This window comes from Ketobacter sp. GenoA1 (genome assembly GCF_003671475.1).
Taxonomy (GTDB): Bacteria; Pseudomonadota; Gammaproteobacteria; order Pseudomonadales; family Ketobacteraceae; genus Ketobacter.
In genome coordinates this window covers 612,538-625,751 of record NZ_RCHM01000042.1, presented here as the reverse complement: position 1 = coordinate 625,751, position 13,214 = coordinate 612,538, and the positions used below count along the sequence as shown (strand labels likewise).

Genomic DNA, 13,214 nt, shown 5'->3' with positions numbered 1-13,214 from the left:
ATATGAGTAGACGCTCGCGTCGAAGACACACAGCAGACGCTGAAATCAACATAACCGCCTTCATGAATTTGATGGTGGTGTTGGTGCCGTTTCTTCTGATTACCGCTGTGTTTTCGCAGATCTCTATCCTGGAGCTGAATTTGCCTGCCACCACCCCGGCCGCGCAACAGCAGCAGGAAGACAAAAAGCCGATCGTGCTGGAAGTGCTGATATACAACAATCGATTGGAAGTGGTCGACCGTCAGACAGGGCCGCTGAAAATCATCCCCAATACAGCCGGCAAGCACGATTTCAACACCCTGGTGAAAACCCTGAAGGCGGTGAAAACCCGCTTTCCGGACATCACTGAAATAACCCTGTTGCTGGAACCCAGTACTCCCTACGAAGTACTGGTCACCACCATGGACAAAGTGCGGGTAACCAAGCAAGTGGTTGGCACCGATGTACAAAACGCTGAATTGTTCCCTGACATCGCCATCGGTGATGCACCACCGGATCAACAGAAATCCTCCTCCACCGGTGTGACCAAAGGAGGTGCTGCGTGAAATTATCCCATCGTGCAAAACGCATGGACCGGCGCCATAAGCGCCAGTTTCTGCCCAGCGTCAACTTGGTGTCACTGATGGATATTTTCACCATTCTGGTGTTCTTCCTGCTGGTGAATTCATCCAACACCACCCAGCTGCCGAATCAGAAATCCATTAAGCTGCCGGAGTCCATCGCCGAGCAGTTACCCCGTGAAACATTGACCATTATGGTGAATGACCGCACGATTCTGGTGAACGGCCGGATTGTGGAAGAGGTTCCAACCATCATGTCATTGCCCAGCGACAACATACCTGCCCTGCAGAAAGAGTTGCGCTACCAGGCCAGCAAGGCCCCGGCACTGATGGTGAACGAGCTGGGCGTGGCAGAACGGAACGTCACCATCATGGGTGACAAGGAAATTCCCTACGCCCTGCTGCGCAAAATCATGATGACCTGCAGCAGTAACGAGTATTCAAGGATTTCACTGGCTGTCCTCAAGAAAACGGAGGACAAGAAATCATGAAACCGCTGTATTACTCAACGCCGAGCCTGCCATGGGATCGAGCCGCGGAAGAGGAGAAACTCTTTCGCAAGCTGTTCGTGGTTTTTGCGGTGGTGTTTGTCATTCTGCTGTTGGTTTTGCCCAGCATTCCCGTGCCGGAAAAACAACGGGATCAGGTGGAAAAAATCCCGCCTCGTCTGGCGAAGCTGGTGATGGAAAAGCAAAAGCCGCCACCGCCTCCGCCACCTCCCAAAGAGGAAAAGAAAGAGGAAGAGAAAAAAGAGGAACCCAAGGAAGAGCCCAAGAAAGAAGAGCCTAAAAAAGAGGAAAAACCCAAACCTACCGCCAAAGAGCAGGCTAAGGCCGCCATTGCGGTATTCGACGATCTGAGTGATCTGCGGGACAGCAACGATCTGGCGGACCTGAAGACAGAACAAAAAGCGGTGTCTTCAGTGGGGGCTCAGGAGCAAAAAACCCAACGCAATCTGGTGGGTTCCATGGCCCTGGGCAGCAGTGGCGGTGTCAGCACATCGAAAGCCTCTTCCGGCGGGGGTGGCTCCGGCTCACTGGCGGGAGTACAAAGCACGCAGGTGGAAAGCCAGATCGCTGACCCTGCCGCCGAAAAAGAAACACGCCGCGGTGCCGATGGCAAGGCGCGCCGATCCACCGAAGACATCCAGTTGGTATTCGATAAATACAAAGGCTCGATCTACTCGCTGTATCGCCGCGCCTTGCGTAAGAACCCGGCTCTGGAAGGCACCGTGGTACTGAGTATGGTTATCCAGCCTGATGGCACCGTAACCAAATGTGAAGTGGTCAGCAGTGAATTGAACGATGCCGACCTGGAACGCAAGATCGTATTGAAAGTGAAGCGCATCAACTTCGGTGCGATGGATGTGGGCGTTTGGCAGGACACCTACCCAATCTCCTTTATTCCATCGTAACCAACCGTGAGAAACAAGATGCAGAGCATGTGGCGAAGGGTACAGTATGGAGTGATCGGGCTGGCGTTGCTGGCAAGTCCGGCGGTGTTTGCCAAAAAGCCGCCGGTGGGTGACGATGCGCCGGACTTCACGCTACACAGCGACGGCCCATTCAATCTGCGCCTGTCGGAACAAAGGGGCTACATTGTCGCTGTGGTGTTCTGGGCAAGTTGGTGCCGTTCCTGCCCGGTGCAATTACAGGCACTGGAGCAACTGCAACAGAAATACCGGGATTTCGGTGTAAAAGTCTGGGCCGTTACCCTGGATAAAAAACGCAGCGACGCTGAACATTATCGGGAGCACAAAGGCCTGGATCTGACCATGCTTTTTGATGACCGGTTTGTGGTCAGTGAGCGCTACGACATTAACGATCTGCCCTCCTCTTTTATTGTGGACCGGGATGGCGTAATTCGGCATCTGCAGGATGGCTTTGAGCCTGGTGATGTCAACAAATTCGATACCATCCTGCAAACACTGGTATCTGAATAGGCGAATCCAAACGAGTGAAGTGAAGCAAATGAACGCGATCAATCACAAACTGGCCCGATTCTTTACCGCCCTCATGCTCATATCGCTGTGCGGTATGGCCTGGGCGGCTGAAACCGACGAAACCATCGACCTGGATTTAGGGGAAGATCTGGAGTTCATCGAGATCGATGAAATTCTGGATGAAGATGAAAATGCCCCTGCCGAAACGGTGAGCGCCAAACCAAAAGCGGAAATGACCGCACCGGAAGAAGAGAGCGAGTTCGTTGATCTGAACCAGATCCTCTATGGATCGGAAAGCCCGGATGCCGCAGCCGAAGGTACTGTTGCCAAAAAAGATCCGGCAACCATGCAGCAGGAAATGCAACAGCTGAAAGAGAAAATTCTGCAGGTAAACCGGGATCTTTTCATTCTGGAAGAAGACCTGCTGTTTCCCAGCAGTACCCAGGTCAATGTCTTTGTATCGTTCGACGCATTGGAATACTTCCAATTGGACGGGGTAACGCTGAAGTTAAACGACCGCCCCATCAGCAATCACCTTTATACCGAACGGGAACTGAAAGCCATGAACCGTGGCGCGGTACAACGCCTGTTTACCGGTAACCTTCCCGTGGGCGAACACGAGCTGGTGGCAGTGGTCACCGGCGTGGGCCCGGAAGGCCGCGATTACAAGCGTGCAGTCAGCATGGCATTTGAGAAGAGCAGTGGCACAAAGTACATTGAGCTGAAAATTGAAGGTGATGATCTTCGTAAACAACCCGGCTTCCGCTTGAAGCAGTGGGAGTGATGGCAACGGCCACCAGGATTTGATTTTGAAACCGAAACGTCATCACGACAACATCTCATTAACACCCAATGCGGTTATTCGCTTTTGCAAAGTGGGTATGCTGGCGGCTGCCATCGGCGTACTGGCGCCCAGCCCTGCCCTTGCCCTGGATCTCGATCCCTTTGACTGGTTTGGATCTGAAGAAACCACTGACCCAGCCGTCCCCGAACAACCCAGGGAGCCGCTGCCCATTGATCAGCCCCACGCCATTGAAGACCTGGCCTACGGTGATTTGTTGTTTGAGTTCTATCAGGAGCATTACTTTTCGGCCATCACCAAGATACTGGTAGCGAAGGAACGGGGCCAGTTTGCAGGCAACAGCGAGCATGCGGAACTGGTATTGGGTGCGCTCTACGTTTCCTATGGCCTGCTGGATCAAGGGGAAGCCATATTCCGCTCTCTGCTGGATACTTATACCTCGGTTGAAGGTGCCGACGAATCCTGGTACCAACTGGCTCGCATCTACTACAAACGGGGTGATCCACAGCACGCATTAGACATCCTCACCTCCAGCATTAACGAGCCACTGGAAAGCCGTGCCACCGAACATGTGTTACTGCAGATCCTATGTCATATCCGCCTGGGGCAAGTGGATCAAGCCCAGTCCCTGAGTCAATACCTGCGAGAAGACCAGGCACAAAGCCTCTTTGTCCGCTTCAATATGGCATCGGCTCTGGCGCAGTTGGGGGATATGGAACAAGCGGCAACCTATTATTCCGATGTACTCAACAGGAGCCGCCCGCAAACAGAGCTGGATAAAACCCTCACCGATCAGGCAGCGCTTGCATTGGGCATTCACTATCTGCGTGCCAACCAGTTACAACAGGCACAACAGGTGCTGCACCGGGTGCGGCTCTACGGGCCGGTGGCAAATCGAGCCTTGCTGGCCTTGGGCTGGACCCATTTTCATTCCGATCGAAAACTGGATGCACTGACCCCCTGGATGGAATTGAACGAGCGCCCCCTGACTGATCCATCCGTACAGGAAAGTATTCTCAATGTGCCCTTTGTATTTGAAGAGTTGGGAGCGTTGCAGGATGCACTGGACGGCTATAAATCCGCCTATAAGATTTTCAGGAATCAACGCCGCCGCCTCGACACCATCAAGCAGGAGATTCAGCAGCCAGACTGGATCGAGCGCATCAGCCCTGTGGACATTTCCGGTCACGATGCAATGGGTAAGCTGCCTGAGTTCAAATTGCCGGTGGAAGATAAGGTAACACAGCACCTGTACCGCTACTTTGCCAGTAATGAGTTCCACCGCCTGTATCGGGATTATCGCGAGTTACAGCGACTGTACATGGTGCTTCGTCACTGGGAAAAGCAGTTCCCCAGTTTTAACGAGATGATCAATACACACGTGGAGCGGCTCAATGAGTTGGCCCCAAAAGCTGAAAAAGCCATTGATAACTCGAAGAATTTTTACGCGTATTCCCGGGTAAAGCTGGACGAATTCGAAACCAGGCTCAACCAGATCATTGCCAACAATGACCTGACGGGCCTGGCCAATGTATCGCAACTGATCCAAAAAGAACGGCTTGATGCCATCGAAGCGGCACTGGTGGACCTGAATGATCCCGATCTGTATTTCGAAGAGTGGGAAAAACTCAAACTGTTAAAGGGCCTGCTACTCTGGGATCTTAACGCCACCGCGATTGAAAAGCGCTGGGAGGCAACCAAAGAGCAGGTGGCAATGAACAATATGCTGCTGGAGCTTGAGCGACGTATCAGAGCACTGATGGCGGCACGGGACACCCGTTTAAATCGTTTCTACGGTTTCGAATCCCGCATCATCGCGCTGCGGCAGACAGTCACCGAGCTGGAACAGGAAACCGCCAGACAACTGCGTCAGCAGCGGCGGCAGATGCAAACAGTGGCTATCGGTATCATCGAACAACAACAAAAACAGTTGGATACCATGCGCGCAAAATCATTGCTTGCCATTGCCCGATTACAGGATCTTGGCTACATGCAAGAGCGTGACCGCAAACGTGAGCGCGAACAGAGCATTATGCTGGAGCTGGGCAAGGAACCTGCCGCAGATGCGTCTGAACAAAGTGCTACTGATGGTGATGGCGTAATACCGCTTGAAGAAAAAGCCCCGGCGCAGAACCTCAGTGACGTCATCAAACGCATATTCTCAGACGACTAGATCAACACCCGGGAATGACTACCGGATCCCCCTCTTCCTCCAGAACAGCGGCGGTTTTATCCCGGCCACTGTTCACCCGTGGTGAAATAGGCACGGCTTGCAAATCCGCTGACAACCCCTGCGCCATAATCTGCTGTAAGCGCGCTTTAGACGTCTCAGGATTCATCCACTCCCGGGCTTCATCCAGAGACAACATTACCGGCATCCGGTGATGTAACCAATCCATGGCGGGAGCGGCCGCAGTGGTAACCATGGCGCAACTTTCAATGTAGTGCTCAGACTTCTCCCATTGATCCCAGATGGCCGCAAACATAAGCACCCCGTGTTGAGGCCGAATCAGATAAGGCTGTTTACCCTGCCCCAGCTTTCGCCATTCAATAAAGGAGGACGCCGGCATAATGCCACGCTTGTGACGAAACGGGCCGCGAAACGCCTTACTGGTATCCAGGGTTTCACTGCGGGCGTTAAACATGGAAAACCGCGACGTGATTTCCGGTGCCCATGCGGGGGTCAACCACCAGCGCATCTCATGGATGGCCAGCCCTTGATCAGTCTTCATGATCACCGGTACAGCCTCGGTAGGTGCGATATTAATTCGCGTGGGAAAATTGAAATCGAAACCAAGGGTACGAAGCAAATCCCGCATAGCTTGATCGTCGATAATATTAAAACGGCCACACATATATTTGGCCTCACGCGTTGTGAGTTAAATAGAGACAGGCTAGCATAGGGCAGAACACTCTGACGATACCGATTATGTCCGATCATAAATCCAAACACCCGCTGTTCCTGATCATCGCCTATCTGGCCATTGCCGGAGGTCTGAGCGTTCTCCTGATGAGTCTCTATCTGTTGACCTCTACCATCGAAAAACAGCGCTGGCCGGTTACGGACATCACCCCGGCACAGTCCGGGCTTTTCTATCAGGTTGGTGAAAAACGTTATGTCATCCAAAAGGCCGACTTGCGCCGGAACCATGCCATCAACAAGGTTTACTATAACCCTGATCGCCCTGAACAATACCTGACTGCGTTACCCAGTTACTGGTGGCATCTCTATCTGTGCATGGCGGGGCTGATCGTACTTTACGCTGGATTACACCTGCTACGGGAGCGCGAACGCAACGTACAGTCATTGGGTTTTGAATAGGAGTTTTTATGAAACACGCTTTTATCAGTATGCTTGAACTGCAAAACAGGATGAACAGCAAAGTACACCCTCAGTGGCAACAACAGGGATACGAATGGTATCGCGCCATCTGGACTGAATGCGCCGAGTTGATGGATCACCACGGTTGGAAGTGGTGGAAAAAGCAAACACCGGATACCCATCAAATTCAGTTGGAAATCGTTGATATCTGGCATTTCGGTATGAGCATTTTACTGACCTCCGGTGATAGCGTAGAGAGCATTGCGGAGACTATGGAAGCCCAGTGGCAAAGCGCAAACAGCACCCAGGACTTCTTGGTGGCGGTTGAAGAACTGGCCCGGAACACATTGACCACCCAACACTTTTCCATTCCCCTGTTCTGTCAACTAATGGAACTGAGTGATTTTAGCCTGGTCCAACTCTACCATCAGTATGTGGGCAAGAATGTGTTGAACTTCTTTCGCCAGGATCACGGCTATAAAGAAGGCACCTATCACAAACAGTGGCATGGCAAAGAAGACAACGAACATCTGGCAGAAATCCTGAACACTGTAAGCGATCAAACTACCGATCTGCAGGATACGGTATATAAGGAACTGCAGGCCCGCTATCCAAAAGCGTAAAACCAACAAAAAAGCCTGAGTGGGAGCAACCATGGATATAAAACTGACACCCATTAGCGCAGCGTCCATTGTGTGTGCCATTGCAGTACAAGCTGCGCACAGCGCACCGCCCCACACTTCGGCACCCTCTTTGACCCTCTATAACGACAACTTTGCCGTGGTGAGAGACACTCTGCAGTTGACCCTGAAACCCGGCATCAATCAGGTCCGCTATCAGGAAATCACCACACAGTTGGAGCCGGATTCCGTAATCTTTCGCCCACTGGAGAAAAAAGATCAGCTGTTCGTACTGGAGCAGAACTATCACTCGCTGCCGGTGAATGAAAGTTTGCTGTTGCAGCATTATGAGGGTGAAGTCATCGATTTCGAAGTCACTCGCAACAACCAGACTGAAATCCTATCGGGAAAAATAATCCGCAGTGGCACCTCCAGCGGTGTACCTGTTATTGAAATAGATGGTAAAACACGTTTTGGGCTCCCCGGCACGCCCCTGTTTCCGGCCCTGAAAGACGATACCCTGCTGAAACCGGCACTGAATCTGCAATTGGATTCCGCCACGTCCGGCAAGATATCAGCAGAACTGGCCTATCTTACCGGCGGACTGAGCTGGAAAGCAGACTACAATCTGGTGGCCCGGGAGAGCAGCGATCAACTGGATTTAAGCGCCTGGGTTACTATCAACAATGATTCCGGCAAGAACTTCGATAATGCCAAAGTTAAACTGATGGCAGGTGATTTCAACAAGATAGCACCGCAGGAAGCACAACTGGCTCAGGTCAGAATGATGGCTGCCGCCAGAGTCAAAACCCAAATCACTGAAAAGGACTTTGATGACTACCATCTCTACAGCATCGACCGCCCCGTAAACCTGGATAACGGTGAAAGCAAACAGGTCGAATTTATTCGCGCAAGCGGAATCAAATCTGAAACCCGCTACCTGTATAACGGGGCTCAGATTGATGCCCGTTACCCTGCCAATATGGAACACATTCGGAATGATCCGAATTACGGGGTAAAGAGCAACACCAAAGTCTGGATTTATCGCCAATTCAGCAACAGCAAAGACAACGGCTTGGGGGTTTCCCTACCCAAAGGCAGGGTTCGCTTTTATCAACAGGATCAAGACAAACAACTGGAATTCCTTGGTGAAAATAACATTGACCACACAGCACAGGGCGCGCTGGTGTCACTCTATACCGGCAACGCATTTGATATCAGCGGTGAGCGGACCCGGTTGAACTACGAGCTTCACACACGGGAAAACAGGGCTCAGGAATCCTTCGAAATCACAGTCAAGAACCGCAAAAAACAAGCCGTTACCGTAACCGTGATTGAACCGCTGTACCGCTGGACCAACTGGGAAATCGTGGATCACTCAGAGCCATTCACGAAAACCGACAGCCAAACCATAGAATTCAACCTGAAACTCAAACCCGAGCAGGAAGACACCCTCACCTATACCGTTAACTACAGCTGGTAAGTAGAACCTGGCAAGTGGAAGCTGCACTAATCCACTTTGATCAACTGCCGAATCTCTTCCGCAGAAACGGTTTCATTAGCCATTAGAGCCTCGGCCAGGGCATCCAGATCACGGCGCTTGTCCCGCAGAATTTGTAGCGTGCGTTCTTCACTTTTCTTAATCAATGACTCTACCTCCAGATCGATGGTATGGGCGGTGACATCGCTGAAATCTTTGGAAGTGGCCATCTCCATGCCCAAAAAGGGATGCTCTTCGTGCTGTGGGAAATGTACCGGGCCGAGTTTTTCACTCATACCCCACTGCGTCACCATCCGGCGTGCCAGTAAAGTACATTGTTTGAGGTCATCGGCTGCACCGGAGCTCACGTTTCCGAATACGACACGCTCCGAACAACGCCCCCCCAGTAACACACACAAACGGTCTTCAAGCACTTCCTGCGTGTAGTTAACCCTATCTTCAACCGGCATCGTTTCGGTGACACCCAAGGCGCGCCCCCTGGGTATGATCGTCACTTTACTGACCGGATCCGCGTAAGTCAGAAACATGGATAACAGGGCATGCCCCGACTCATGGTAAGCGATACGTTTTTTATCATCGCCATTCAAAATATCCTGACGCTCGGTGCCCAGCAGGATTTTATCGTGGGCATGCTCGAAATCACTTTGCTCAATGAGCGATTTGTTTTCCCGCGCCGCATGCAGTGCCGCTTCATTAACCAGGTTTTCAATATCCGCTCCGGAGAAGCCAATGGTACGTGCAGAGAGCTGCTCCAGATCCACATCATCACTCAGCGGCTTACGCCGCGTGCGTACCTGCAATATCTGCAAGCGGGCTTTTTTCTGTGGCAACTCCAGGGTGATTTTTCTATCAAACCGACCCGGGCGCATGAGCGCCGGATCCAGTACATCGGGCCGGTTTGTGGCTGCGAGCACCACTACAGGCTCATCACTGGCAAAACCATCCATTTCCGCCAGTATCTGATTGAGCGTCTGCTCACGCTCGTCATTGCCGCCCCCCACTCCGCTTCCGCGCACCCGCCCTACTGAGTCGATTTCATCAACAAAAATAAGTGCCGGTGCTTTCTCCCGTGCCTGCTGGAACATGCTGCGTACCCGACCGGCACCCACCCCCACAAACATCTCAACAAACTCAGAGCCGCTGATGCTGAAAAACGGCACACCCGCTTCGGCGGCCGTTGCCTTCGCCAGCAATGTCTTACCCGTGCCGGGAGGCCCCATCATCAATATGCCTTTGGGCAATTTAGCGTCCAGTTTTCGAAATTTGTCCGGGTTACGCAGAAACTCGATAACTTCCCGCAAATCCTGTTTAGCCCCCTCTAAACCAGCCACTTCATCAAAATTGATTTCACTGGTCTCCGGCGTTTCATACAGCCTGGCATGAGAGCGGGAAAAACCGAACAGGCCGGCACCGCCCCCCATGCGATTTTGCAGGGCACGATTACTGTAGGCAAAAAATCCAAAAATCAGAATCCACGGCAGCAGGCTGATCAACACCGTGGCCCAGGTTGGCAGCTCTTCGCTCTTGGCCTTCAGTTCTACGTTTCTGCTTTCAATCAGTTCCAGCAGCGACTCATCCCGTATATCCGGCATATAGGTTTTAAAATCAAAACCATTGACCTTGTCACTATTCCGATAACGGCCATTGATCTGCTGCCCGCGCATGGTAATTGAGGCGAGTTCATCGTTCATCAGCTGTTGCTTGAACTGGGTGTAGGGAATTTCTTTGGGGCCGGTTTCACTCTGTGCCGAGAAGGTGTAATACAGTGCAAACAATAAGAGTGTAAAAAAAAGCGGCCGCCAGTCAAAGAGCGGATGGCCTTGTTGTACCTGCGGTGAATCGCTTTGATCTTGAGTCTGATCAGATTCCGGTTTGGTTGGCTTCTTCATGCGCGACTGCCCCTGCCATAGACCACAAAAACGCCATAATATCACAGCTGCAGCCCCCGGGCGGAAGGCAAATCATCTATTCAGAGACACAGGCTACCAGGTCAAGCAACGCCGTTTCCGACAGCGCCCGGCTCATGTAGTAACCCTGCACCTCATCACAACCGTTCTCACTGAGTATCTGGTATTGTTCCCAGGTTTCCACCCCTTCTGCTATCACCCCAAGATTCAGGCTTTTGGCGATGGCGATCACGGTTTGGGCCAATTGCAGCGTATCCTCGTTGTCGACGATATCTTCTATGAAAACCCGGTCGATCTTAAGCGTACTGATGGGGAACTTGCGCAGATAGTTCAAAGAGGAGTATCCGGTACCGAAATCGTCCACAGCGATTCTTATATTGGCACGCTGCAACTGTTCCAGCATCTGCAAACTGTGCTCAACGTCTTCCATGATCGCGCTTTCGGTGATTTCCAGTTCCAGATGGGCCGGGTTCACCCCATAGCGCTGCACCTGAAACAGAGCCCATTCGGCAAAATCATCCCGTTTAAACTGATTGGCGGACACGTTCACGCCCACTCGGCCAAACTGCACGCCCTGCTTCTGCCACTGACTGATCTTTTCGCAGGTTTGCTGAAAGACCCATTCGCCCAGGGGGATAATCAGGTCCGTTTGCTCAGCCAAATCAATAAATTCCAGGGGGCGTACGGTCCCAAACACCGGATGGTCCCAGCGCAATAACACCTCTATCCCGGTCATTACACCATTGAGAACGGAATACTGGGGCTGAAAGAACAGGTCGAACTCTTCCCGCACCAGGGCCTTGCGCATGGCGTTTTCCATAATCAGCCGGTCCATGGCCCGTTTGTTCATGTCATCATCGTAGAACTGATAGTTGTTTTTACCCGCTCGCTTGGCCGCGTACATAGCGGTATCAGCGCTGCGCAGCAGTATCTCGGCACTCTGACCGTGATGAGGAAAAAGGCTGATACCAATACTGCACGAGGAATACACTTCACGACCATCTATCAAAAACGGTGCAAAAAACTGTGCCAACACCCGCGACGCCATCTTGATAGCACATTGTTCCGCTTCCTCCTGCGGCAGGTTGCGTAATACCAGGGCAAACTCATCCCCTCCCATGCGGGCTACGGTATCCCCCTCTCCCAGGCAATACATCAGGCGCCGGGCCACCGATTTGAGGAGTTGATCTCCGGCACTGTGACCCAATGAGTCGTTTACCGGCTTAAAGCGGTCCATATCAAGAAACAACACTGCCAGTTTGGTACCGTTTTCTTCTGAGTCCGCCACCGCATCCTGCAGGCGCTCATTGAACAAGCGCCGGTTCGCCACGCCGGTAAGGGAATCATAGTGCGCCAACCGGTAAATCCGCATTTCATCGCGTTTTTTATCGGCAATATCCATCAGCATGCCCACGTAATTCTGAACTTCATGCCGAAAGTTATGGGTTTGACTGAAACTGAGAATAGCCGGCCGAACTTCACCGCTTTGACGTACAAAGTCGCACTCTCCCCGCCATTTGTTATTACGCTGCAAGCTATGACGAATACTGCGAAAGAACGCCGGGCCGTAGCGGCCACGCCAGATATGACTGCAATGCAGCCCCAGCAGTTCTCTTGGTGAGAAGCCCGTTAACTCATACAGAGCCGGGTTGGCCCGCAGGATAAAGCCGCTGCGATCCGTAATAAAAAAGCCTTCTGAAACCGCATCAAAGGTTGCCGCAAACAATTGGCGTTCACTTTCCAGCAGTTCCCGACTGGGAAAGAACTCAGCAATACCCAATGTTCCGATGACGCAACCGAACTCATCAAACAGCAGCGAAAATTGAATGGTGGCCGAGACGGCATTGCCATCCAGGCTGCGCAAGGTCTGGCGCACCACCCGGGTTTCAGGTTTCGGGCTGACAAACAGATCCTGGCATATGGAATCCAGAAAACCACCGGTTTCTTCGGTCAGAAAACTCAATTGCCCGGTTGCCAGCAATGTCGCAATATCAAAACCCAGGGTGCGACAATCACCACTGACTTTGGTCAACCTGAGATCCTGATCGGTCATCCACACCAGGCGGGAAGACAGGGATGAGTCACTGGCGACAAAGGCGGCGGGATTTTGCACCCGTGTTATCATTCCGCACAGAAATTCCTGATTGGCGGCCTCGCCGCCGTAAAGCAATGTATTTTCCAGGAAACCAAAGCGCCAGTATCCGTTTTCATCCCGAAACCGAAACAGGTGCCCCTCGGCGGACTCGTTGGCTTTAACCATCGCATCGACAAGATCTTCCTTGATATTTTTTAGCTGGAGAATGGAGGTGGATGGGCTGTTGAGGTAGGCCTGGTAAAGATCCGCTTCACTGGATTCCTGGGTCAACACAAAGTGCGGCGAGGCCATGTTGGAACAGAGAACACGCTGTTGCAGTTGATCAGCAACAAAAACGTAATTGGGTGTATGTATGCCCGCATCAGCAGGATCGTGCAGCATCAGTGACGAATTCATAGCAAGCCACGGGTCCGCTCTTATTGTTATTTTTTATAAGCTAATGCAATCCGTTATACCATGTCCTCA

12 protein-coding genes are annotated in these 13,214 nt (G+C 52.1%); 9 read left to right on the top strand and 3 right to left on the bottom strand.

Annotated features, from left to right (window positions below):
* The first annotated feature begins 2 nt into the window (after positions 1-2).
* The 6 genes from D9N13_RS16950 to D9N13_RS16925 are packed head-to-tail and all read left to right on the top strand — an operon-like array spanning position 3 to position 5,477.
* On the top strand, positions 3-545 hold the full coding sequence (locus tag D9N13_RS16950; RefSeq protein ID WP_290592473.1) for an ExbD/TolR family protein: 543 nt from the start codon (positions 3-5) through the stop codon (positions 543-545).
* Entirely contained in the window at positions 542-1,051 is a 510-nt protein-coding gene (locus D9N13_RS16945) for an ExbD/TolR family protein (protein WP_290592471.1), read from the top strand. The genes D9N13_RS16950 and D9N13_RS16945 overlap by 4 nt, the downstream gene beginning before the upstream one ends.
* Positions 1,048-1,974: an AgmX/PglI C-terminal domain-containing protein gene (locus D9N13_RS16940; RefSeq protein ID WP_290592469.1), complete on the top strand. Its 927-nt coding sequence runs from the start codon at positions 1,048-1,050 to the stop codon at positions 1,972-1,974. The genes D9N13_RS16945 and D9N13_RS16940 overlap by 4 nt, the downstream gene beginning before the upstream one ends.
* A gap of 27 nt (positions 1,975-2,001) precedes the next feature.
* Positions 2,002-2,502, top strand: coding sequence for a peroxiredoxin family protein (locus D9N13_RS16935; RefSeq protein WP_290592467.1), 501 nt, complete (start codon positions 2,002-2,004; stop codon positions 2,500-2,502).
* A 28-nt stretch (positions 2,503-2,530) separates the two neighbouring features.
* Positions 2,531-3,286, top strand: a complete 756-nt coding sequence (locus D9N13_RS16930) for a hypothetical protein (protein ID WP_290592466.1) — start codon at positions 2,531-2,533, stop codon at positions 3,284-3,286.
* A gap of 25 nt (positions 3,287-3,311) precedes the next feature.
* Positions 3,312-5,477 carry a tetratricopeptide repeat protein gene (locus D9N13_RS16925; protein WP_290592464.1) on the top strand — a complete coding sequence of 722 codons (2,166 nt, stop codon included), beginning with the start codon at positions 3,312-3,314 and terminating at the stop codon, positions 5,475-5,477.
* Between the two features lies 1 nt (position 5,478).
* Here the strand turns inward: D9N13_RS16925 and D9N13_RS16920 are convergent, their stop codons facing one another.
* Positions 5,479-6,159, bottom strand: coding sequence for an SOS response-associated peptidase (locus tag D9N13_RS16920; RefSeq protein ID WP_290592462.1), 681 nt, complete (start codon positions 6,157-6,159; stop codon positions 5,479-5,481).
* A 74-nt stretch (positions 6,160-6,233) separates the two neighbouring features.
* Between D9N13_RS16920 and D9N13_RS16915 the strand changes: the two genes are divergently transcribed.
* From D9N13_RS16915 to D9N13_RS16905, 3 genes are read left to right on the top strand one after another with little or no spacing between them, the layout of a single operon-like run.
* Positions 6,234-6,626: a hypothetical protein gene (locus D9N13_RS16915; protein WP_290592460.1), complete on the top strand. Its 393-nt coding sequence runs from the start codon at positions 6,234-6,236 to the stop codon at positions 6,624-6,626.
* 8 nt (positions 6,627-6,634) lie between these two features.
* Positions 6,635-7,249: a dUTP diphosphatase gene (locus D9N13_RS16910; protein ID WP_290592458.1), complete on the top strand. Its 615-nt coding sequence runs from the start codon at positions 6,635-6,637 to the stop codon at positions 7,247-7,249.
* Positions 7,250-7,280: 31 nt separating this feature from the next.
* Positions 7,281-8,729 (top strand): DUF4139 domain-containing protein, encoded by a 1,449-nt coding sequence (locus tag D9N13_RS16905; RefSeq protein WP_290592456.1) that lies wholly within the window; start codon positions 7,281-7,283, stop codon positions 8,727-8,729.
* Positions 8,730-8,755: 26 nt separating this feature from the next.
* Here the strand turns inward: D9N13_RS16905 and ftsH are convergent, their stop codons facing one another.
* Positions 8,756-10,636, bottom strand: coding sequence for an ATP-dependent zinc metalloprotease FtsH (gene ftsH, locus D9N13_RS16900; protein WP_290592454.1), 1,881 nt, complete (start codon positions 10,634-10,636; stop codon positions 8,756-8,758).
* Between the two features lie 76 nt (positions 10,637-10,712).
* On the bottom strand, positions 10,713-13,145 hold the full coding sequence (locus D9N13_RS16895; RefSeq protein ID WP_290592452.1) for a putative bifunctional diguanylate cyclase/phosphodiesterase: 2,433 nt from the start codon (positions 13,143-13,145) through the stop codon (positions 10,713-10,715).
* Positions 13,146-13,214 lie beyond the last annotated feature (69 nt).

Coding starts and splice junctions, on each gene's coding strand:
- D9N13_RS16950 (WP_290592473.1), top strand. CDS start 3: ATGAGTAGACGCTCGCGTCGAAGACACACAGCAGACGCTGAAATCAAC.
- D9N13_RS16940 (WP_290592469.1), top strand. CDS start 1,048: ATGAAACCGCTGTATTACTCAACGCCGAGCCTGCCATGGGATCGAGCC.
- D9N13_RS16935 (WP_290592467.1), top strand. CDS start 2,002: ATGTGGCGAAGGGTACAGTATGGAGTGATCGGGCTGGCGTTGCTGGCA.
- D9N13_RS16930 (WP_290592466.1), top strand. CDS start 2,531: ATGAACGCGATCAATCACAAACTGGCCCGATTCTTTACCGCCCTCATG.
- D9N13_RS16920 (WP_290592462.1), bottom strand. CDS start 6,159: ATGTGTGGCCGTTTTAATATTATCGACGATCAAGCTATGCGGGATTTG.
- D9N13_RS16915 (WP_290592460.1), top strand. CDS start 6,234: ATGTCCGATCATAAATCCAAACACCCGCTGTTCCTGATCATCGCCTAT.
- D9N13_RS16910 (WP_290592458.1), top strand. CDS start 6,635: ATGAAACACGCTTTTATCAGTATGCTTGAACTGCAAAACAGGATGAAC.
- D9N13_RS16905 (WP_290592456.1), top strand. CDS start 7,281: ATGGATATAAAACTGACACCCATTAGCGCAGCGTCCATTGTGTGTGCC.
- ftsH (WP_290592454.1), bottom strand. CDS start 10,636: ATGAAGAAGCCAACCAAACCGGAATCTGATCAGACTCAAGATCAAAGC.
- D9N13_RS16895 (WP_290592452.1), bottom strand. CDS start 13,145: ATGAATTCGTCACTGATGCTGCACGATCCTGCTGATGCGGGCATACAT.